This window comes from Blastococcus sp. OS1-29, from assembly GCF_057628075.1.
This window is the reverse complement of the sequence record NZ_JBXXJK010000001.1, coordinates 771,849-792,210: the sequence shown is the minus strand read 5'-3', so window position 1 is coordinate 792,210 and position 20,362 is coordinate 771,849. Positions and strand designations below refer to the sequence as shown.

The window sequence follows — 20,362 nt, the reverse complement described above, 5'->3', positions numbered from 1 at the left end:
CGCTAGATCCAGTTGCGGCGCTTGAAGACGAAGTACAGGACCACGCTGACGCCGATCATCAGCAACAGCGCGAGCGGATAGCCCAGCTGCCAGTGCAGCTCGGGCATGTGGTCGAAGTTCATCCCGTACACCGTGCCCACCAGGGTCGGCGCGAACAGGATGGCGGCCCAGGCCGAGATCTTCTTGACCTCCTCGCCCTGGGCGATCGAGGCCTCCGTCAGCTCGCGGATCTCGTCGTTCTGCCGCTGGGCGACCAGCGTCGCGTTCACCGTGAGGATGTCGCGCAGCTGCAGCCGGAAGCCCTCCGCGCGCTCGGTCACCTGGGTGACGTGGTCGGCGACGTCGCGCAGGTAGCTGCGCAGCTCCTCGTCGACGCCGTACTTGTCGAACCCGGCGGTGATCGCGGCCAGGATCCCGGTCAGCGGCCGTGCCGCACGCTGGAACTCGAGCACCTCCTGCGAGAGCTCGTAGATGCGCCGGGAGACGCCGGGGTCACCGCGGAAGACCTCGGTCTCGATCTCGTCGATGTCGTTGGCCAGCCCGTCCACGACCGGCCGGTAGTCGTCGACGACGGCGTCGAGGATCGCGTAGAGCACCGCCTCGCTGCCCTTGGCCAGCAGCGCCGGCTCGCTCTCCAGCCGCCGGCGCACCCGCGAGAGGTCGGGCGACTCGCTGTGCCGGACGGTGATCGCGAAGTCCGCGCCGAGGAACAGGTGCAGCTCCCCGAACTCGACCTCCTCGGCGGCGTCGAGGTACCGGGCAGCCTTGAGGACGACGAACAGCGTGCCGCCGTACCGCTCGAACTTCGGCCGCTGGTGGGCCTTGATGGCGTCCTCGACGGCGAGCTCGGGCAGGTCGAACAGCTCCGCCAGCGCGCCCAGCTCCTGCGGTTCCGGACGGTAGAGCCCCAGCCACGCGAGGCGGTCCTCACCGGCCGCCAACTCCTCGCGGCTCTCCTCCGGCGACTCGGGGGTCGCCACCCGGCGACCGTCGGAGTAGACGGCGTTGTCGATGACCCGCGACGGCCCGGCGGTCGGCGCCGACGGCGGCGAGCCGGCCGACTCCGGACGGACGTCGACCCGCGCGGGGCGGCGGGTGAGGGTGCTCAGTGCGCTCAGCGGCGCGAGGCGGCGCTCGGACATGACGACGGCTCCCGGGGGATGACGGACGGCGGAGGACACCGGGAGGTCCTCACGCAGCGCCGTCCGGCGGTCGTTCGACCGGGTTCAGGCGGGGAGGACCTCGGAATGGCAACTGGGAGGCTCGGTACGCGTGTCGCTGCGCATCGGCTCACCTCCTCCCGTCCGGTCCCCCCGTCGCGGAGGCCGTCGTCCATGGTCCCATGCCCTGTCCAGTCACCCGACCGGCTGACCGGGGTGGCTCAGCCGAAGATCTCCCGGGGGAAGGCTCCGCCGGCGACGAGCAGCCGCGCGAACCCCCTGCCCAGCTCGATCACGCGCTCGGTCCGCTCCTGGCCCAGCAGCAGCCACGGGTCAGCCCCGAGCACGTCGGTCTCCGCCTCGACGCGGGCCCGCAGGTCCTTGCCTTCAGCAGTCAGAGCGCCGTCGTCGTCCAGCAGTCCGCGCTCCACCAGCGCGGCCGACTCTGCCGCCCACTCCTCGTCGCTCCAACCGCGCGTGGCTTTCGCCGCGGACAGTACGAAGCCGCGGCCGGTCGCCGTATAGGTGATCAGGGCTTCCAGGCCGTTGAGGTCGGCGTGCAGCAGGGCGGCGATGTGTCCGTCGCCGCGGTGCTCGCGCAGCAGCGTCGCCGCGTACCAGAGGTCGAGCAGCGGCTCCCCCGGCCAGCCGAGGTCGGCGTGCGCGGCGTAGAGCGGGCGCCCCTCGGGGGTCAGCGCGTCGCATGCTTCGCGCAGCAGCCCGGCGAGTTCGGCGAACTCCGCCGAGTCGATGGCGTCCTGGCCGAGCAGCCGGGTCAGCGAGCCACGGGCGACCTCCCACCGCGCGGCGACGACCTGCTCCGGCGAGGCGAGCGTCCAGGCCCGCGGGATCATATGGGCGACGAGGGAAGGCGAGAAGTTGTAGAAGGTCGCCGTCACCACGCCGGCCCCGACGGCACCCATGGGCGCGGCCCGCCCGGCGAAGTACGACATCCGACCCGACTTCAGGCCGAGCGCGCTGAACCCCTCGTCGTGCTCCGGCGCGAAGTACATGTGCGCGTGCAGCGGCTCTACCGCGCGGTGGGCACGGGCCACGAGGGCGGGGTCGAGACCGGACGGGTGCTGATCGACGCTGACCATGACCGGCACCCTACTGAGCGGCCGGCGCCCCCACCGGGGGCAGGGCGAGAGCCCAGGAGACCCGCGACCGCACCGGCCGGAACCCGAGTCCCTCGTACAGCCGCAGCGCCCCGGTGACGTTCTCCGTGTCGACGCCGAGGGACGCGCTCTGGCAGTCGTTCTCCGCCGCCGTCCGCAGCACCTCCGCGATGAGGCTGCTGGCGACGCCGCGGCCGCGCGCTGCGGGCAGAACGCCGATCTGCCCCAGGGACACCTCGCGCGAGCCCCGTGCCGCAGTGTCGGCCTCGAACACGTACGCCAGCACGTAACCGACGACGGCGCCGTCCGCGACCGCGAGCCGCGACAGGTCGGCACGGAAGTTGCGCTGGCCGGTGAACAGCGACTGCCACGCCTCGGGATCGCGCTCCGACGAGCCGTGGTGCCGGGTGAACGCGGCGTTGTGCGCCCGGCGCACCTCGTCGTCCCGGTCCCAGTCGAACGGCACGACGTCGACGCCACCCGCGGCGGGTTCCTCCGGCAGGTCGGTCAGAGGCCGCTGCATCTCCTGGAACCACCGCTCCGGCACCAGCCCGGCCCGGCGCGCCAGTGCCTCCAGCGACGGCATGCTGCCCGGCACCTCGACCCGCAGGGCTGCGGGCGCCTGCGGCTGCCGCTCGGCGTGCACGGCGAGCCCACGGTCGAGCTGCCACGAGAGCAGAGCGCGGCCGATGCCCTGACCGCGGAGATCGGGCCGGACCCGGCCCTCGAGGTCGACGTCGAACCTCTCGCGGAAGGTCGAGGACGCCATGACGGTCGCATAGGCCACGACGACGTCGGCCGCATCGCACACGGCGATCCCGTCACGGGGCGCGTCCAGGCCCCAGCCCCGCCACCACTCGGTGACGTCCTCCGCGTCCGGGTACTCGCCGGTGTCGTCGACGTGCTCGGCCGCGGCCAGGACGGCAGCGACGGCCGTGGCGTCGTCGTCGGCGAGCGGGCGGGCGGTCAGCCCGGCGGCAGGTCGATCACCGCGGCGCCTTCCGCACGAACAGGCAGAAGGGGTGGCCGGCGGGGTCGCGGTAGACCCGTACGACCTCGTCGTCGTCCTCGTGACCGCCGATCTGCTCGGCCCCGGCGTCGACGGCGACGGCCCCGGCCGCCTCCAGGTCGTCGACCAGGATGTCGAGGTGCTGCTGCATCTGCTGGGCGCCCGGCACCGGCGGCCAGACCGGCGGCACGTGGTCGGTCTCCAGCTGGAAGGACAGCCCCGTGCTCCCGTCCGCCGGGCGCAGGGTCGCCCACTCCGGGGTGTCGTCGCGGATCGGCCAGCCCAGCATCCGCTGGTAGAAGCGGGCGAGCCCCTGCGGGTCCGGCGTGCCCAGGACGGTGGCGGTCAGCGAGAAGGTGGCGGTCACCCGGCGATCCTGAACATGCGGGCGCCGTTGTGCCACAGGACCGCACGCAGCCAGTCCTCCCCCAGCTCCAGGCGGTGCAGCGCCTGGAGCTGGTGGGCGTAGGCGTACGGGATCGACGGGAAGTCGCTGCCCAGCAGCACCTTGTCCCGCAGCGCCGCCAGCCGCGGCAGGTCCGCCCGGTCGAACGGCATGAGCCGCTCGGTGAAGTCGGTGGCGAACATCGTGGTGTCCAGGTGCACGCGCTCGTAGCGCTCGGCAAGCTCCAGGAAGTCGCGGTACTCGGGCATGCCGAGGTGGGCGATCACCAGCTGGAGCCGTGGGTAGCGCTCGAGCAGCCCGGTGACGGGCTCCGGCCCGGTGTGCTCGCCCTTGAGCGGACCGGAGCCGCAATGGATGACCACCGGCGTGCCGGTCTCCTCGAGCCGCCCCCACACCGCGTCGAGCAGCGGATGGCGTGGGTCGTAGTGGCCGACCTGCACGTGCACCTTGAAGATCCGCGCTCCGTGCTTCAGCGCCTCGGCGACGTAGAACGGCGCCTCCGGCTCCGGGTAGAAGGTCGCGGACTGCAGGATCCGCGGGTCGGTGCGTGCGAACTCGGCCGACCAGTCGTTGAGCCAGGCCGCCATCCCGGCCTTGTGCGGGTAAGGCAGCGTCGGGAAAGCCCGCACCCCCAGCCTGTCCAGCAGCGCCAGCCGCTCCTCGTCGGGCATCGCGTACGCCAGCGGCCACTCGACGCCGTAGTGCTTCTCCCCCTCGGCGAAGTACTGCCAGACCTTCGCCTGCACCCGCGGCGGCAGGAAGTGCACGTGGACGTCCACCAGGCCGGGCAGGCCGAGCTCGCGCCAGTACCGGGGGACGTCGTCGTCGACGACGGGCGGGGCGATCTCCACCGCCCGGACGTTAGCGGCCCGCGCACTGGACGACCGGGGTGGCCGTCGACGCGAGCGGTGTGCAGTAGGGGCGCCTCCCGGCCGGCGGAATGTGCCCTCAGCGCACATCGCCCCCGGAGGGTGCAGTCACTGGAGCGTGACGACGACCTTGCCGCGTACGTGGCCTTCGCCGACCAACCGGTGGGCGTCGGCGATCTGGGCCAGCGGGAACGCCTTCGCGATGGGCACCCGCAACTGCCCGGCGTCGGCCATGCGGCCGAGTTCCTCGAGATCGTGCTGATCGGGCCGCACGAACACGTAGCGCCCACCCATGTCGTTGACCGACGGGTCGACCACCGAGGCGATCCGGGAGACGTCGCGGACCTGCTTCGGGGCGTCGACGAGCACGTCCCCGCCGACCAGGTCGAGGACGGCGTCGACGGGATCGGCGAGTTGCCCGCTGATCGGGCCGGCCGAGTAGTCGAGCACCTCGGCGGCGCCGGCGTCGCGGAGGAAGCCGTGGTTCTTCGGGCTCGCCGTCCCGATGACGTGGGCGCCCAGCGCGACGGCGATCTGGACCGCGAAGAAGCCGACCCCGCCGGAGGCCCGGTGCACGAGCACGCGGTCGCCCTCGCCGACGTCGAGCACCTCGGTCAGCGCCTGGTACGCGGTCAGCCCGGCCAGCGGCAGAGCCCCGGCCTCGGCGAACGACAGCGAGTCCGGCTTGGACGCCAGGCAGCGCTGCGGCGCGGGCACGAGGTCGGCCGCCGTCCCCCACTGGACGTCGTCCCGGCGGACGTAGCCGAACACCTCGTCCCCGGGGGCGAAGTCGACGACCGCGGGCCCGACCTTCTCCACGACGCCCGCGAGGTCCCAGCCCGGCGTGATCGGGAAGTGGTGCGGATAGGCACCGGCGAGATGGCCCTCGCGGATGCCGATGTCGACCGGGTTGACCCCGGCGGCGTGCGCGCGGACGAGGACGACGTCCGGGCCCAGCGGCGGCTCGGGGTGGTCGTCGACGATGCGCAGGACCGACTCGTCGCCGAACCGGTCGTAGACGGCGGCTCTCACCGGCGGCCCTTCACGTAGCGCCCGAAGGCCTTCTGGATCTCGCGGCGGGAGTCGCGCTCGGCGAGATCCTGCCGCTTGTCGTAGGCCTTCTTGCCCTTCGCCAGCGCCAGCGTGGCCTTGACCTTGCCGTCCTTGAAGTACAGGTCGAGCGGGACGAGCGTGAGCCCGCCCTCCTTGATCTTGCTGACCAGCTTGTCGATCTCGGCGCGGTGCATCAGCACCTTGCGCTTGCGGCGCGGCGCGTGGTTGGTCCAGGTGCCCTGCACGTACTCCGGGATGTGCACGTGCTGCAGCCACACCTCGCCGTCGTCGATCGAGGCGAACCCGTCGACGAGCGAGGCCCGCCCGGCACGCAGGCTCTTCACCTCGGTGCCGGTCAGCGCGAGGCCGACCTCGTAGGTGTCGAGGATCGAGTAGTCGTGCCGCGCCTTCTTGTTCTGGGCGATGAGCTTTCGCCCGGTCTCACGCGGCATGACTCCAGGTTACCGGCCGGTCGCCACCGCCTTTCCCGGCGCGGCGAGGGCAGCTCAGGTCAGAGGCGGACGTAGAGCCGCAGGGTCACGTAGGAGGCGAGCCCGGCCAACCCCACACCGGCGGCGGTGATCTCGACGCCGGTGAGGGCGATCTGGCTCCAGTCGATGCCGGTGATGATGCCGGCCTTGATCGGGCCGGCCAGCGTGCGGTCGACGAACAGCACCTTCGTCAGCACCAGGCCGACCACCGCGAGCAGGCCGCCGACCAGGCCGGCGAGCGCGGCCTCGAGGATGAACGGCAGCTGGGTGTACCAGCGGGAGGCGCCGACCAGCCGCATGATGTTCGTCTCGTTGCGCCGGTTGAACGCTGCCAGCTGGATCGTGTTGGAGATCAGCAGCAGCGCCGCCAGCGCCTGCACCACCGCGACGGCGATCGTCGCGTTCCGGGCGCCGTTGAGCAGGCTGAACAATCGGTCCAGGAAGTCGCCTTCGTCGCGCACCTGGTCGACGCCGTTCTGGCCGTTCGGGAACTCCTGGGCGATGACCGGGTAGCGCTCGGGGTTCTTGAGCTCGACGCGGAAGCTTTCCGGCAGCGCGTCGGCGGGAGTGTTCTGCACCAACTCGGGCTGCTGGGAGAACTGCTGCTGGAACCGCTGGAACGCCTCGTCCTTGGACTCGTAGATGTAGTTCTTGACCTCGGGAGAGTCCTTGAGCTTGGTCTCGATCGCCGAGCGCTGCTCGTCGGTGACGCCGTCGGCAAGGAAGATCGATACCTGCACCTTGTCGTAGTAGATCTGCTTCATGTCATCGATCATGTGCCAGATCAGCAGGCCGGTTCCCATGAGACCGAGCGAGATGGCGGTCGTCAGGATCATCGCCACCGTCATGGTCAGGTTGCGACGCAGCCCGGTGGCCACCTCGGAGAGGACGAAGTTGACGCGCATGGATTCCCTGTCGTGGAGGTCGTGAGCAGTCGCTGGCGGGCCGGTGCTACCGGCCGACCCCGTACACACCGCGCGACTGGTCGCGGGTGATGACGCCCCCGTTGAGCTCGATGACGCGACGGCGCATGGAGTCGACGATGTGGTAGTCGTGGGTCGCCATGATCACCGTGGTGCCGGTGCGGTTGATCCGCTCGAGCAGCAGCATGATTCCTTCGCTGGTCTCCGGGTCGAGGTTGCCGGTGGGCTCGTCGGCCAGCAGGACCAGGGGCCGGTTGACGAACGCGCGGGCGATGGCCACCCGCTGCTGCTCGCCGCCGGAGAGCTCGCTGGGCAGCCGGTTGGCCTTGCCCTCCAGGCCGACCATCTCCAGCACCTCGGGCACGACCCGCTTGATCGTGCGCGCGGGCTTGTTGATCACCTCGAGGGCGAAGGCCACGTTCTGGGCCACGGTGCGGTCACGCAGCAGCCGGAAGTCCTGGAAGACGCACCCCATGGTGCGGCGCAGCTTGGGCACCTTCCACTTGCTCAGCGTGTTCAGCGTCTGGCCGTTGACGCTCACGGTGCCCGAGGTGGGGGTGTCCTCCTTCAGCAGCAGCCGGAGGAACGTCGACTTCCCCGAACCGGAGGACCCGATGAGGAAGACGAACTCGCCCTTGTCGATCTCGGTCGTCACGTCGTCGAGGGCCGGCCGGCCGCTGGCCGGGTAGAGCTTGGTGACGTGTTGCATTTCGATCACGGGGTGCCACGCTACCTGCCCGCGGCACCCGGACGGCGCGTTCGCCGGAGAACTGTCGAGAGTCGTTTTCAGCTGGCCGGAAGGGTCATCCGGCGTCGACGGTCTCCTGCTGACGGCGCCACCGGATCCCCGACTCGATGAACGCATCGATGTCGCCGTCGAGCACCGCCGCGGTGTTGCCGGTCTCGTGCTCGGTGCGCAGGTCCTTGACCATCTGGTAGGGGTGCAGGACGTAGGAGCGCATCTGGTTGCCCCAGCTGCTGCCCTCCCCCTTCAGCGCGTCCATCTCGGCCCGCTGCTCGGCCTGCCGGACGACGAGCAACCGGGCCTGGAGTACCCGCAGCGCGGCGGCGCGGTTCTGGATCTGCGACTTCTCGTTCTGGCAGGACACGACGATGCCCGTGGGGATGTGCGTCATGCGGACGGCGGAGTCGGTGGTGTTGACGCTCTGCCCGCCGGGGCCGGACGACCGGAAGACGTCCACCCGGATCTCGTTCTCGGGGATGTCGACGTGGTCGGTCTGCTCGACGACCGGGAGCACCTCGACGCCCGCGAACGACGTCTGCCGGCGGCCCTGGTTGTCGAACGGCGAGATGCGCACCAGCCGGTGGGTGCCCTGCTCGACCGAGAGGGTGCCGTAGGCGTAGGGCACGTGGACGGCGAAGGTCGCGGACTTGATGCCGGCTTCCTCCGCGTAGGAGATGTCCATGACCTCGGTCGGGTACTTGTGCCGCTCCGCCCAGCGCAGGTACATCCGCATGAGCATCTCGGCGAAGTCGGCGGCGTCAACACCCCCGGCCTCCGAGCGGATGGTCACCAGCGCCTCGCGGGAGTCGTACTCCCCGTTGAGCAGGGTGCGGACCTCGAGTTCGTCGATGACCGACCGGATGCTGGCCAGTTCCCGCTCGGTCTCGGCCAGGGTCTCGTCGTCGTTCTCGTCGGCCGCCATCTCGTGCATCAGCGCGACGTCGTCGAGCCGGCTGCGCAGCTCCTCGACGCGACGCAGATCACCCTGCAGGTAGGACAACCGGGAGGTCACCGCCTGCGCGGCGTCGACGTCGTTCCAGAGATCGGGTGCCGCCGCCTGCTGCTCCAGGTCGGCGATCTCGCTGCGCATGTCGTCGATGCGCAGGACGGCCTCGATCGACTTCAGAGTCGTGTTCAGTTCGTCCAGGACGACGGAGAAGTCAGCAGCCACGTCTGGCCAGGGTAGTGCTCCTGCTCCACGGGTAGGCGTCCGTGGCATGAGTGAGCCTCGAAAACCCCGTTCGCGGGAGGACTACGAGCGCGGCCTTCCCGACTACCACGACCCGACGGCCGGCTTCGCGGGTGCTCCGCCCGCCCAGTCGGCACTGACCCTCCGGTTGGTGCTGGCGGCCTTCGGCCTGATCGTCTGCGTCGCCGGCGGGATCGTGTTCCTCGCATTCGGCGTGCCGGTCTGGGCGGCCGTCGTCCTCTTCGTCCTGGCCGGGATCGCTCTCGTCGACCTGGTCGTCGTCGCCCGCCGGAAGGCGCGCGGCGAACCGGGCTGACCTCAGCGAGCGGCGCCGACGGGGACGCGGCGCCGCGCGGATCGCCGCTCCGCCCGGGCGGCGAACCAGCCGGGCACCTCGTCGGCAGGCATAGGGCGGGCGATGTGGAAGCCCTGGGCGAAGGTGCACCCGAGCTCGGTGGCCATCGTCAGCTGCCGCTCGGTCTCGACACCCTCGGCGAGCGCGCGCATGCCGCAGGCCCGGCCGAGACTGACGACGGCGGCCACCGCGGCGGCCGCCTGGCCCGAGGCGCTGCCCAGCCCCCCGATCAGGCTGCGGTCGATCTTGAGGACGCCGGCCGGGATGGACACCAGCTGGCTGAGGGAGGAGTAGCCGCTGCCGAAGTCGTCGAGGGAGACCTCGACGCCGGACACCCGCAGCGCGGCGAACTGTGCGGCCGCGCGCGCCGGGTCCAGGGCGACGCTGGTCTCGGTGAGCTCCAGGACCAGCTGCTCGGGCTGCAGACCGGACTCCGCCAGAGCCGCGGTGACGTCGTCCACCAGTGTGCCGGTGGCGAGGTGGCTGGCGCTGATGTTCACGCCGGTGATCAGGGTCAGGCCGGCACGGGTCCAGGCGGCGCTCTGCCGTGCCGCGGTGGCCAGGACCCAGCGGGTCAGGTGCTCCATGAGCCCGTGCTGCTCGGCGATGGGGATGAACTCGTCCGGCGCGATGAGACCACGCTCCGGGTGCTGCCACCGGACCAGCGCCTCGACGCCGTCGGGCTCGCCGGAGGGCAGGCGGATCACCGGTTGGTAGTGCATCACCAGTTGGCCGGTCTCGATCGCCTCCTGGAGCTCGGCCGCGACGAGCAGGCCGCGCTGGGCGACCGAGCGCAGGTCGCTGGTGAACGTCCGGACGCCGTTGCGGCCGGCCGCCTTCGCCGCGTACATGGCCAGGTCCGCGTCGCGGACCAGCTCCGACGATCGCATCGCGGGGCCGCCCTCCCCCGCGGTGGCGACGCCGATGCTCGCGGTCAGTCGCGCGACGCGGCCACCGAGGTCGAACGGGCGGTCGAAGGAGCTGCGGAACCGCTGGGCCAGCGCCTCGGCACCGGCGGCGTCGCAGTCGGGGCACAGCACGACGAACTCGTCACCGCCCAGGCGGCCCACCGTGTCGCCGGTGCGGGTGCGGCCGGTCAGCCGCTCGGACACCTGGCGCAGCAGGTCGTCGCCCACCTCGTGTCCGAGGGAGTCGTTGACCTCCTTGAACCCGTCCACGTCGAGGAAGAGGACGGTGACGGGCGGGCGGCCCGGGCGCTGCAGTTCGGCGTCGATCAGCTCGTGCAGCCGCGCCCGGTTGGGCAGCTCGGTCAGCGGGTCGTGGCGGGCGCGCCAGAGTGCGGCCTGCTCGGCGTCGACGCGGCCGGTGATGTCGGTGTGGGTGATGACCACGTGCCCGACCTGGTCGACCCGCGAGGCCTGCAGGTGGTACCAGCGGGTGCCCTCGGGATGAGACAGCGCGTAGTCGGCGGACACCTCGTGCAGCGCGCCCTGGGAGAGGGCGCGGACCTTCGCGATGACGCCGTCGGTCGCGGTGTCGTCGCGGACGCGGCGGGCGAGGGCGAAGTAGTCGTCGCCCACGCCGACCCGGAAGCGATCGTCGTCCAGCACGTGGGCGGCGTCGCGCCAGACGGAGTTGGTCAGCACCACCGTGCCGTCGGGATCCAGGAGGACGGTCGGCGAGGGCAGCGCGTCGAGGACCGCCTCCACCAGGAGTTCCCCGGTGGCGCGAGTGCCGTCACTGACGCGCACGTCGACGGGCAGCGCCCGCCTCGCCCGTCGTGCCACCACGTGCCCCACCCCGTCGTCCACGTCGCTGTCCCTGTCAGTCCCGTTCCAGTTTCTTCCCATGCGGACAGTGATCAGGCATGTTCGCTGGGTGATCGCCCCCCATGGAGTGAGGTGCTTTCACGGCTCGCGGGTCTCGTTCACGACCCACTGCAAGTACTCGCGATTACCACCTGACAGTGACAGTGCAATCACACAAGGTACGTCGTAGGAGTGCAACTCCTGGGTCCGCGCGACGACGGCCGGCACGAGGGAACGCCGGGTGTGCAGCGCGACCCGCGCCTCGCTCTCATCGTGCACGACCCCTTCCCACCGGTAGATCGAGCGGATCGGCGAGCTCACGTGGCCGCAGGCGGCGAGGCGTTCCTCCACCAGCGTGCGGGTGAAGCCGGCGAGCCACTCGGGGTCGGCGGCGGTCACGACGACCTCGCAGCACTCCTCGTCCATCGCTGCATCCTGGCGGCGGGTGGAACCACGGCGCCGGGCGGGTAGGAGGGCCCCATGAGCGACGACATGACGATCAGGCTCGACAGCGACGAGTACGTGCTGCGGGCGGACGGCGACGGTCTACAGGTGGGACGACGGGTCGCGGGCGACGTGGCCTGGCTGGACACCGTCGCGCTGACCCTGCTGCCCGCGGCGGCACGGGAGGCGTTCGAGCGCGGGGACGGTCACGACGAGTCGCTGCTGACCGCCGTCCGTGGTGTCGCCCGGGCGGAGGACGAGCGCGGCGGCTGAGCCAGGGCCCCTCCATCGGGTGAAAATTGCGGTTTCGCTGCGTGTTAGCAGTGATCACGGGGAACAGACTTCCCACACCGGTTGACGGGTCCCGTCGGCCTGACCAAGTGGAGGACCACGTGATCATCCTCGGAATCGTGCTCTTGGTGCTGGGTCTTCTCCTGAAGATCAGCATCCTGTGGACGATCGGCATCATCCTCGTCGTCATCGGCGCCGTCCTGGCCATCGTCGGCGGGACCGGTCGCGCGATCGGCGGACGCCGACACTGGTACTGATCCACCCTGCGGACGGCCCCGCCGTCCGTCGCTGACACACCACCGAGCCCCGCCGTCACCCGTGACGGCGGGGCTCGCTGCTCACTGGCTGATGTTGACCATCCAGGTCACGCCGTAGGGGTCGACGCACATGCCGAACTCGTCGCCCCACATCTGCTTCTCCAGCGGCATGGTCACCGAGCCGGCAGCGGAGAGCTTCTCAAAGTACCCCCGCAGCTCCTCGTCGTCGCCGCTGAGGCTGATCGAGATGAAGCTGGCATCGGGACGGGTCATGCCGGCGGGCGTGTCGGAGCCCATGAGGGCGAACCCGGACGGCGTCTCGAGCATCGCGTGCATGACCTTGTCCTCGTCGCCCGGGGCAGCGGCGCCTGCCTCCCCGAACGTGCTCACGGTCAGGTCGCCGCCGAACACGTCGCGGTAGAACTCCATGGCATCACGGGCGTTGTCCGCGAAGCCGATGTACGGGTTGAGGCGAGAAGTCACGGGAGGCTCCCTCGGGTGCGGGCGGTCGTGGACGCGGCCCAACCTAGCGACTCCTCCCCTCTTCTTTGTAGCAGAAATCGGCGCCTCTCATGAGCCCCGAAATTTCGTTCTAAGGTTCGCGGCCTCAGATCGGAGCTGATGCCGTGACTTCCCCCCTGACCAGCGCGTTCGACCTTCCCGACCGCCTGTCCGCCAAGGCCGATCCGGCCCTGATCGACGAGGACGAGCAGCACTTCGCGGCGATCGCGGAGAGCCTGCACCAGACCATCGCCGAGCTCTCCGCACGCCTCGACGCCGAGCGCAGGGCGCCCGGCGGCATCGGCGAGGAAGCGCTGAACCGCGACCTCGAGATCCACCGGATGACCGCCCGCCTGCGGGCGCTGCGCCGCTACGGCCTGGACCTGTGCCTGGGTCGCATCGTCAACGCCCGCGACCCGGAGCCGGTGTACGTCGGGCGGTTCGGCCTCACCGACGGCTCGGGGCGCCGGCTGCTGCTCGACTGGCGGTCACCGGCGGCCGAGCCGTTCTTCGGGGCGACGCACGCCAACCCGATGGGACTGACCAGTCGCCGGCGGTACCGCTGGATCAGGGGACGGGTCAACGACTACTGGGACGAGGTCTTCACCGCCGACGAGTTCGCGGGCCACGCCGCCGCCCTGGACGACCAGTCGGCCTTCATCGCCAGTCTGGGGACGAACCGCTCGGCCCAGATGCGGGACGTGCTGGGCACCATCGCCGCCGACCAGGACGCGATCATCCGGGCGGGATCCAGCGGCGCTCTCGTCGTCGACGGGGGCCCGGGAACCGGCAAGACCGTCGTGGCGCTGCACCGCGCCGCCTATCTCCTCTACGCCGACTCCCGGCTCGGGCACCGTCGCGGCGGCGTGCTGTTCGTCGGCCCGCACCAGCCCTACCTCGCCTACGTCGCCGACGTCCTGCCCAGCCTCGGGGAGGAGGGCGTGCCCACCTGCACCCTGCGCGACCTGGTGCCGCAGGGAGCCACGGCCGCGGTCGAGCCCGACCCGGACGTCGCCCGGCTGAAGTCCGGCCTGGACGTCGCAGCCGTGATCGAGGCGGCGGCCAGGTTCTACGAGGAGCCGCCCACCACGGGCATGACGGTGGAGACCGACGCCGGCGACCTCCGGCTCAGCGCCGAGGAGTGGGCCGAGGCGTTCGATGTTCCGGACCCCGGGACGCCGCACAACGAGGGCCGCGACCAGATCTGGGAGGAGCTGCTCACCATCCTCATCGACAAGTACGACGGCGACGAGTCCGACGAGCTGCTGCGGAAGTCGCTGCAGCAGAACCGCGAGCTGCTGGCGACGTTCGGCCGGGCATGGCCGCTGCTGGAGGCGGCCGACCTCGTCGGGGACCTCTGGTCGGTGCCCGCCTACCTGCAGCGGTGCGCCCCCGAGCTCGGTGCGGACGACGTCCGGCTGCTGCAGCGCACGGACCCGCAGGCCTGGACCGTGCCCGACCTGCCGTTCCTGGACGCCGCCCGGCAGCGGCTCGGCGACCCGGAGACCTCGCGGCGCCGGCGCCGGCACGAGGCCACCGTGGCCGCCGAGCGGGAGCGCATGTCCACGGTCATCGACGAGCTGATCGCGACCGACGACTCCGAGCTGCTGCTGATGACGACCCTGCGCCACCAGGACCTGCGCGACGCGCTGATCGACGAGGGGGCGCTGCCCACCGCGGACCCCGATCTGCTCGCGGGCCCGTTCGCGCACATCGTCGTCGACGAGGCGCAGGAGCTGACCGACGCGGAGTGGCAGATGCTGCTGCTGCGCTGCCCGTCGCGGAGCTTCACCATCGTCGGCGACCGCGCCCAGGCGCGGCACGGGTTCACCGAGTCGTGGACTGAGCGACTGTCGCGGGTCGGACTGACCGACGTCAGGCTGGCGTCGCTCCGCATCAACTACCGGACGCCCGAGGAAGTCATGGTCGAGGCAGAGCCGGTCATCCGGGCGGCGCTGCCGGACGCGAACGTGCCCACGTCGATCCGCAGCACCGGCGTGCCCGTCGTCCACGGGTCGGTGTCGGAGCTGGGCTCGATCGTCGACTCCTGGCTCGCCGAGCACGCCGAGGGAATCGCGTGCGTCATCGGCGACCCGACCTTCCAGGCCACCTCGCGGGTGCGGTCGCTGACGCCGGAGCTGGCGAAGGGGCTCGAGTTCGACCTTGTCGTCCTCGTCGATCCCGAGTCGTTCGGCACCGGCATCGAAGGCGCGGTCGACCGCTACGTCGCGATGACCCGGGCGACCCAGCAGCTCGTCGTTCTCACGAGCCCCTGACGCTCGCCCGGACTCAGGTCACCTGGCTCGGGGCACCACGTTGTCGATGACGTTGACGTATTCCTTCTTGCCGATCGGGATGTAGCAGAGAGTTCTGTCGCCATTCTTGTCGACCTGCCCGAAGGCCCCAGCGGCGGCGCTCTCGGCGACTTCCCGTGGAGCACCGGCATCTTCGATCGCCCGAGCGAGTTGCGATTGGTCGACCGCTGTGAACGGACCGGGACAATGTCCCGATCGGGGTGGGCTGGCGGACGCAGGGCCGGCCACGCCGACGGCCACGAGGACCGACGCGGCAATCACCGTGCATCGGTGTGAGGAGCGCATGACAACCTCCGGGGATCCGATTCCGCGACACGTTCGGGGCACCACTGCCCTCACAACAATCGGGTCTCCGGTCCCCCTGGGGTGCCGGACACTACTGCGCCCATTTGGCCGAGGGAAGGCACAAGCGTCCTCCTTCTGCCGACGGGCCAGACAACTACCCGAGGTCGACCACGCTCGGTCTCGAAACACCGGCAGAAGGCGCTCGATCAGTGCTCGTGGGTCACGGTCGATGAGCGCTACGGAGCCATGGGCAGTACGGATGCGCAGTCCTCGTGCGCGCTGGCCACTACCCGGACGACCTGCCCCAGGCCAGGCCCTCGGATCTCGCGGGCATCTGCTCCCGGGACCACGCCGGCACGGGCGAACTGCCCGACACAACTGCCGCTCGCGGCCACTGCGGGCGTGGTGAAGGCAACAGATCCGCCGACGACGGCGACGATCAGGATGCTGGCTCTGCGTGCGCGCATGGTTGGCGTCCTTTCGAGCAATGGCTTTTCCAGGGCCCACACCATTGCGGTCGGTTCGCGCGACGCGCAAGAGCCATATCTGTGCGCGATCCCCCACCGGTCGTCACCTCTCCTGGTTTCCGGGCGCGACCGAGCGCCTTTGTGTCGTCAGCCGCCCGAACCGGCGACTCCGCGTCACGGACTCGCCGGCCCACCGAATTCAGCGAAGGTTCCGAATGATCCCCAAGTCCATCTCGTGGCCGACGTCAGCGGTCGACGTAGCGGTCACGTTCGACGACGAACTGACCGGTTGCGGTGTTGGCATCGATGAACTCCGGCAGGAAAGGAATCCGGACGGTCACAGCGACGCAGACGGAGAACTCCTCCCCCGGCAGCAGTGTCGGCGAGTAGCCGCCACCCTTCCCGCATTCCATCCCCGGCCCGACGTAGTCGACCCGGACGTCGGTCGCCTCGACCGACTGGTCCTCGACCGCCAGCTGCGCGGCCCGCAGTGCACGCTGCCGACCGGTCCCCGGATCCGGCGCGGTCGCGATCGCCCGGCCGGCCTCCCGCGCCGCCGCAGTCGACGCGAACACCCCTCGCTGCACCGCGGAGAACCCCGCCACGATGTAGATCAAGGGCACGAAGACGACCAGCGCGATGAACACGAACTCCACCAGCGCCGAGCCGCGCTCGCCGTCGCCCAGCCGCGACCGCAGCCAGGTCACGCCGTCTCCTTGACCGCACGGCCGGTGACCTCGAGCGGCAGCAGGTTCCCCAGCGACGCCAGCAGCGCGGGCACCGACCCGGTACAGCGGACGACGACGAGGGTCAGACCGGTCGGGTCGACCTCCTCGCCGGACGTGCAGGTCAGCGCGTTCGCCGTCCGGGGCGATGTGGCGCGGGCGACGACCTCGACCGTGCGCGCGGCGCCGAGGGCCGAGGCGACGTCGGCGTTGGCGGCGTAGCGGGCGCCGACCTGCGCGCTCGCCGTCACCACGTTGCGCACGTGCACGTAGACGGCCAGCTGCAGCACCGCGAGCAGCAGCGTGACGATCAGGATCGAGACCATCACGAAGTCGACGACGGCGCTCCCGCGCTCGCCGTCCTCCGCCGGAACGCCGGGGCTAGGCACCCGTGACGGACGCGAGCGCCTTGGTCACCGCGTTGACGATCGCCGTCCGGAAGGGGATGAGGATCGCCAGCACGAGCGCCGCCGTCATCACCGTGATCATCACCCAGCCCGGGACGTCGCCCCGTTCGGGGTCGTCCCCGCGCACCCGCGCGGTGAGCGCGGACAGTGCCGCCGTCAGGTACGCGTATGCGCGCATCCGTGGTCCTTCCTCCAGGTCCGCCGGCTCATCGCGCCAGCGAGACGATGCTGATCAGCCCCGGGAACAGGGCGAAGAGAACGGTGACCGGCAGCACCAGGAAGACGACCGGCACCATCATGGCAATCTCCTTGCGGCCACCGGCCTCGAGCAGCCGGCGCTTGCCGGCCTCGCGGACGTCGGCGGCCTGCGCGCGGAGCACCTCCGCCAGCGGGGTGCCACGCTCGATCGCCACGAGCAGCCCGTCGACGAACCGGGCCAGCGCGTCCAGCGACGTCCGGTCGGCCACCTCCTGCAGCGCGTCGACCAGCGGCACGCCCGCGCGGGCGCGACCCAGCGCCGAGCCCAGCTCGCGGGCGAGCTCGCCACCGGAGAGCCGGGTCACCCGGGCGATCGCGGCGGTCGGGCTCTCCCCCGCCGTCACGGCGAGGGCGAGCAGCTCGGCGACCACCGGGAACTCGGCGAGCAGGAGCTCCTCCCGCTTCTGCACCTGCTGGGTGAGCCACCAGTCGCGGCCGAGCACCCCGCCGAGCAGCCCGGCGAGGCAGAGCAGTCCGGCCGACAGCACGTTCACCCCGCCGGCCGCCACGGAACCGACGGTGGCCACGGCGGCCGCGCCGACCAATCCGAGGCCGCCCCAGACGACCTGCTCGACGCGGAAGTCCTCGACGGTGAGGTCGGCTCCGAGCGCGTCGAGCCGGCGGCGCACCGCGGCGCGGCCGCCGACCATCCGGTCGATCAGCCGGGCGCCGTCCGCGACCACGGGTCCGAAGACGCGCTGGAGGGCGGTGAGCAGACCGGGCTGGGTGGCGGTGCCCAGCAGCCGGGACGGCGCCGGGGTGTCGTGCACGTACGGCGCGAGGCGGTCGACCAGGGGCACGGACCGGAACGGCGGCGCGTAGCTGACCGCTAGGATCAGGCCGAGCGCCGCGGCCAGGCCGATCAGCATGCCCAGCAGTCCGGCGCTCACTGCAGCACCCGCACGTCCTGGGGCAGCCGGCCGATGCGCAGCATGATCCGGTAGGCGACCACGCAGACGACACCCCCGCCGAGCAGGATCGCGGTGCCTAGCGGCGAGTCGTAGGCCGCGAGCGTCGTCGACTGGGTGGCCAGGAGCAGCAGCACGGCCCAGGGTGCGGCGACGGCGAGCCTCGCTGCGGACACCACCCAGCCCTGGCGGGTCTCGAGCTCGGCCCGGGCGCGGGCGTCCTCGCGGAGGAAGGTGGCCAGCGTCCGCAGCACCCGGCCGAGGTCGGTGCCGCCGACCTCTCGGGCCACCCGCAGCGTCTCCACGATCCGGTCGCCGACCGGGTCGGCCAGATCGCCCTTGAGCCGGTCCAGGCAGTCGCTGAACCGGCCGGTCGAGCGGTACTCGGCGGCGAACCGGGCGAACGGCGGCCGCAGCACCTCCGGGCCCCGGCCGGCGAGCGCGGACAGCGCCTCGGGCAGCGAGAGCCCGGCGCGCACCGCCGAGGCCAGGTTGTCGACGACCTCCGGCCAGACCTCGCGCAGGTCCGCGGTGCGCTTCGCGGCCAGCCGGCGCACCTGCAGCCAGGGCACGGCGAACCCGAAGAGCCCGAACGCCAGGCTGACCGTGACCGTGCCGGTGGTGAGCAGGACGACGATCAGCACCAGGACGCCGAGGCCGAGCTGCAGGGCCAGCAGCTGCGCGCCGTTGATGCCGGTGAGGCCGGCCGCGGAGAGCAGCTGCTGGCGGCCGCCCGGACGGCGCGGATCGCTGCGCCGCTTCGGCGCCCGCGGACCGCTGCGCCAGACGAGCAGCAGCCCCGTGCCCAGCAGGAGTCCGAGGAACGCCCCGGACTGCGTCATGCCCGGTCCTCGAGCAGCGAGGCGAGATCGAGGCCGCGCGCCGCGAACCGGTCGGCGTGGGGCGGGTACCCGACGGCACGGACCAACCGGCCGTCGCGGGTGGTGAAGATGTCGGCGGTCTCGACCACGCCGTCCTCGGCCCGGCCGGGCAGCGCGACGATCTCGCGCACCTTGCGGTGGCCGTCGGGATCGGTGCCGACGTGCACGACCAGGTCGACGCTGGAGGCGACGGTGGGGACGACGAACGCCGTCCCGATGTTGTCGCCGGCCAGCAGCGGCAGGGTGCACATTTTCACCACGGCCTCGCGGGCGCTGTTGGCGTGCAGCGTGCACATGCCGGGCAGGCCGGAGTTGAGCGCGATCAGCAGGTCGAGGCACTCCTCCTGGCGGACCTCGCCGACGACGATGCGGGAGGGCCGCATCCGCAGCGCCTCCTTGACCAGCCGGCGCAGCGGGATCTCACCGGCGCCCTCCAGGTTCGGCTGGCGGGTCTGCATGGACACCACGTCGGGCAGCGGCACCTGCAACTCGAAGACCTCTTCGCAGGTGACCACTCGCTCGCGCGCCGGGATCGAGGCGCAGAGCCAGTTCAGCAGCGTCGTCTTGCCGGCCTGCGTGCCGCCGGAGACGAGGATGTTCAGCCCGGCCGCGACCGACGCCTCGAGGAACCGCGCGGCCTGGGTCGTGAGGGTGCCGAGTGCGACGAGTTCGTCGAGCGAGTGCGCCTGGAGCACGAACTTGCGGATGTTGACCGCCATGTGGCGCCGGGTGATGTCCGGGATGACCACGTGCAGCCGGGAGCCGTCGGGCATCATCGCGTCGACGAACGGGGTCGACATGTCGATCCGTCGACCCGAGGTGCGCAGCATCCGCTCGACCAGGTCGGCCAGCTCGCCGGGCGCGAGGATCGTCGTCGTCAGCTCGCTGCGGCCGCGCTTGGCGACGAACACCCGACCGGGCTCGTTGACCCAGATCTCCTCGATCTCCGGGTCGTCCAGGTAGCGCTGCAGCGGCCCGAAGCCGGCGACCCGGTCGAGCACGTCGCGGACGACGGACTCCGGGTCACCGATCGGCGGCAGCGCCGAGTTGAGCGACCGCTCGGAGTACTCGGCGACGACGTCGCGCACCAGCACCCGTACCGGAGCGGGATCGGTGAACGGGTCGAGCCCGCGGCGCCGGATGAGCTCGCGGACCTCGCCGTCCACGACATCCAGAGCGGTTGGCACGAATCCCCCGTCGATCGATCACAAGTCGAGGGACTGTATGAGAACTGGACCGTCCGGTGGGACCTGATCAGCCGATCTGTGGACAACGCAACCGTCCGTGACGGGCAGAAGCATCCGACCGGGTGAACGGGCCCGCCCGCCGCCGGCTCCCCGAGGAACGGTGATCGCTCTCGGTGAGCTCTCGGGGATCTCCATCTTCCATTCTCCGCCGACGGTGCCGGCGTTGCCCTTGCGGATCAGGTCGTAGTCGCCGACCGACCGGGGCGCTTCGGTGAAGCGCACGGAGGCAGTGAGCCGCACGGTGGCCGTGCCCGGGTTCAGGCTCGCCGAGTTCGGCACGGTGGCCACG

General features: G+C 71.3%; 23 protein-coding genes. 4 read left to right on the top strand and 19 right to left on the bottom strand.

The features are described from left to right. Window positions 1–2: 2 nt before the first annotated feature. The 10 genes from AC2H4J_RS03970 to prfB all read right to left on the bottom strand — a co-directional run bounded on the left by AC2H4J_RS03970 (window position 3) and on the right by prfB (window position 8,945). The gene (locus AC2H4J_RS03970) at window positions 3–1,142 is read right to left on the bottom strand and encodes a magnesium and cobalt transport protein CorA (RefSeq protein ID WP_487463525.1); all 1,140 of its coding nucleotides are present in this window, start codon (window positions 1,140–1,142) and stop codon (window positions 3–5) included. A gap of 239 nt (window positions 1,143–1,381) precedes the next feature. Beyond that, window positions 1,382–2,260: an SCO6745 family protein gene (locus AC2H4J_RS03965; RefSeq protein WP_487463524.1), complete on the bottom strand. Its 879-nt coding sequence runs from the start codon at window positions 2,258–2,260 to the stop codon at window positions 1,382–1,384. A 10-nt stretch (window positions 2,261–2,270) separates the two neighbouring features. Then, window positions 2,271–3,089, bottom strand: coding sequence for an N-acetyltransferase family protein (locus AC2H4J_RS03960; RefSeq protein WP_487463523.1), 819 nt, complete (start codon window positions 3,087–3,089; stop codon window positions 2,271–2,273). Between the two features lie 175 nt (window positions 3,090–3,264). Beyond that, window positions 3,265–3,654: a VOC family protein gene (locus AC2H4J_RS03955; RefSeq protein ID WP_487463522.1), complete on the bottom strand. Its 390-nt coding sequence runs from the start codon at window positions 3,652–3,654 to the stop codon at window positions 3,265–3,267. Further along, window positions 3,651–4,544, bottom strand: coding sequence for an amidohydrolase family protein (locus AC2H4J_RS03950; protein ID WP_487463521.1), 894 nt, complete (start codon window positions 4,542–4,544; stop codon window positions 3,651–3,653). The genes AC2H4J_RS03955 and AC2H4J_RS03950 overlap by 4 nt, the downstream gene beginning before the upstream one ends. Before the next feature lie 126 nt (window positions 4,545–4,670). Then, window positions 4,671–5,594 carry an NADP-dependent oxidoreductase gene (locus tag AC2H4J_RS03945; protein ID WP_487463520.1) on the bottom strand — a complete coding sequence of 308 codons (924 nt, stop codon included), beginning with the start codon at window positions 5,592–5,594 and terminating at the stop codon, window positions 4,671–4,673. Continuing rightward, window positions 5,591–6,067, bottom strand: a complete 477-nt coding sequence (smpB, locus tag AC2H4J_RS03940; protein WP_487463519.1) for an SsrA-binding protein SmpB — start codon at window positions 6,065–6,067, stop codon at window positions 5,591–5,593. The genes AC2H4J_RS03945 and smpB overlap by 4 nt, the downstream gene beginning before the upstream one ends. A gap of 59 nt (window positions 6,068–6,126) precedes the next feature. Continuing rightward, window positions 6,127–7,011 (bottom strand): permease-like cell division protein FtsX, encoded by an 885-nt coding sequence (gene ftsX / locus AC2H4J_RS03935; protein ID WP_487463518.1) that lies wholly within the window; start codon window positions 7,009–7,011, stop codon window positions 6,127–6,129. A 46-nt stretch (window positions 7,012–7,057) separates the two neighbouring features. Next, a complete protein-coding gene (gene ftsE / locus AC2H4J_RS03930; protein ID WP_487463697.1) occupies window positions 7,058–7,738 on the bottom strand; it encodes a cell division ATP-binding protein FtsE in 681 nt (226 codons plus the stop codon). Window positions 7,739–7,832: 94 nt separating this feature from the next. Beyond that, window positions 7,833–8,945: a peptide chain release factor 2 gene (gene prfB, locus AC2H4J_RS03925; RefSeq protein WP_487463517.1), complete on the bottom strand. Its 1,113-nt coding sequence runs from the start codon at window positions 8,943–8,945 to the stop codon at window positions 7,833–7,835. Window positions 8,946–8,991: 46 nt separating this feature from the next. Between prfB and AC2H4J_RS03920 the strand changes: the two genes are divergently transcribed. Continuing rightward, complete coding sequence (locus AC2H4J_RS03920; RefSeq protein WP_487463516.1) at window positions 8,992–9,279, top strand: DUF6343 family protein; 288 nt, start codon at window positions 8,992–8,994, stop codon at window positions 9,277–9,279. Window positions 9,280–9,281: 2 nt separating this feature from the next. On the opposite strand, the gene AC2H4J_RS03915 is transcribed toward AC2H4J_RS03920, so the two are convergent. Together AC2H4J_RS03915 and cutA are read right to left on the bottom strand one after the other, a co-directional pair. Next, window positions 9,282–11,090, bottom strand: coding sequence for a putative bifunctional diguanylate cyclase/phosphodiesterase (locus AC2H4J_RS03915; protein ID WP_487463515.1), 1,809 nt, complete (start codon window positions 11,088–11,090; stop codon window positions 9,282–9,284). A 96-nt stretch (window positions 11,091–11,186) separates the two neighbouring features. Next, on the bottom strand, window positions 11,187–11,513 hold the full coding sequence (gene cutA, locus AC2H4J_RS03910) for a divalent-cation tolerance protein CutA (RefSeq protein ID WP_487463514.1): 327 nt from the start codon (window positions 11,511–11,513) through the stop codon (window positions 11,187–11,189). 54 nt (window positions 11,514–11,567) lie between these two features. Here cutA and AC2H4J_RS03905 point away from each other — a divergent pair, with 54 nt between their 5' ends. Together AC2H4J_RS03905 and AC2H4J_RS03900 are read left to right on the top strand one after the other, a co-directional pair. Further along, complete coding sequence (locus AC2H4J_RS03905; RefSeq protein ID WP_487463513.1) at window positions 11,568–11,804, top strand: hypothetical protein; 237 nt, start codon at window positions 11,568–11,570, stop codon at window positions 11,802–11,804. A 119-nt stretch (window positions 11,805–11,923) separates the two neighbouring features. After that, window positions 11,924–12,079, top strand: a complete 156-nt coding sequence (locus tag AC2H4J_RS03900; RefSeq protein WP_487463512.1) for a DUF6131 family protein — start codon at window positions 11,924–11,926, stop codon at window positions 12,077–12,079. A gap of 81 nt (window positions 12,080–12,160) precedes the next feature. Here the strand turns inward: AC2H4J_RS03900 and AC2H4J_RS03895 are convergent, their stop codons facing one another. After that, window positions 12,161–12,562, bottom strand: coding sequence for a VOC family protein (locus tag AC2H4J_RS03895; RefSeq protein ID WP_487463511.1), 402 nt, complete (start codon window positions 12,560–12,562; stop codon window positions 12,161–12,163). 143 nt (window positions 12,563–12,705) lie between these two features. On the opposite strand from AC2H4J_RS03895, the gene helR reads away from it, so the two are divergent. Beyond that, window positions 12,706–14,856, top strand: a complete 2,151-nt coding sequence (helR, locus tag AC2H4J_RS03890; RefSeq protein ID WP_487463510.1) for an RNA polymerase recycling motor ATPase HelR — start codon at window positions 12,706–12,708, stop codon at window positions 14,854–14,856. Window positions 14,857–15,892: 1,036 nt separating this feature from the next. Here helR and AC2H4J_RS03885 read toward each other — a convergent pair. Genes AC2H4J_RS03885 through AC2H4J_RS03860 form a run of 6 tightly spaced genes read right to left on the bottom strand, consistent with a single transcriptional unit; the run spans window position 15,893 to window position 20,013 of the window. Further along, complete coding sequence (locus tag AC2H4J_RS03885) at window positions 15,893–16,354, bottom strand: TadE/TadG family type IV pilus assembly protein (protein ID WP_487463509.1); 462 nt, start codon at window positions 16,352–16,354, stop codon at window positions 15,893–15,895. Continuing rightward, window positions 16,351–16,761, bottom strand: a complete 411-nt coding sequence (locus AC2H4J_RS03880; RefSeq protein WP_487463508.1) for a TadE/TadG family type IV pilus assembly protein — start codon at window positions 16,759–16,761, stop codon at window positions 16,351–16,353. Before AC2H4J_RS03880 ends, AC2H4J_RS03885 begins: the two co-directional genes overlap by 4 nt. Further along, on the bottom strand, window positions 16,754–16,957 hold the full coding sequence (locus tag AC2H4J_RS03875) for a hypothetical protein (RefSeq protein ID WP_487463507.1): 204 nt from the start codon (window positions 16,955–16,957) through the stop codon (window positions 16,754–16,756). The genes AC2H4J_RS03880 and AC2H4J_RS03875 overlap by 8 nt, the downstream gene beginning before the upstream one ends. 28 nt (window positions 16,958–16,985) lie before the next feature. After that, window positions 16,986–17,927, bottom strand: coding sequence for a type II secretion system F family protein (locus tag AC2H4J_RS03870; RefSeq protein WP_487463506.1), 942 nt, complete (start codon window positions 17,925–17,927; stop codon window positions 16,986–16,988). After that, window positions 17,924–18,787 carry a type II secretion system F family protein gene (locus AC2H4J_RS03865; RefSeq protein WP_487463505.1) on the bottom strand — a complete coding sequence of 288 codons (864 nt, stop codon included), beginning with the start codon at window positions 18,785–18,787 and terminating at the stop codon, window positions 17,924–17,926. The genes AC2H4J_RS03870 and AC2H4J_RS03865 overlap by 4 nt, the downstream gene beginning before the upstream one ends. Continuing rightward, on the bottom strand, window positions 18,784–20,013 hold the full coding sequence (locus AC2H4J_RS03860) for a TadA family conjugal transfer-associated ATPase (RefSeq protein ID WP_487463504.1): 1,230 nt from the start codon (window positions 20,011–20,013) through the stop codon (window positions 18,784–18,786). Before AC2H4J_RS03860 ends, AC2H4J_RS03865 begins: the two co-directional genes overlap by 4 nt. Between the last annotated feature and the right edge of the window lie 349 nt (window positions 20,014–20,362).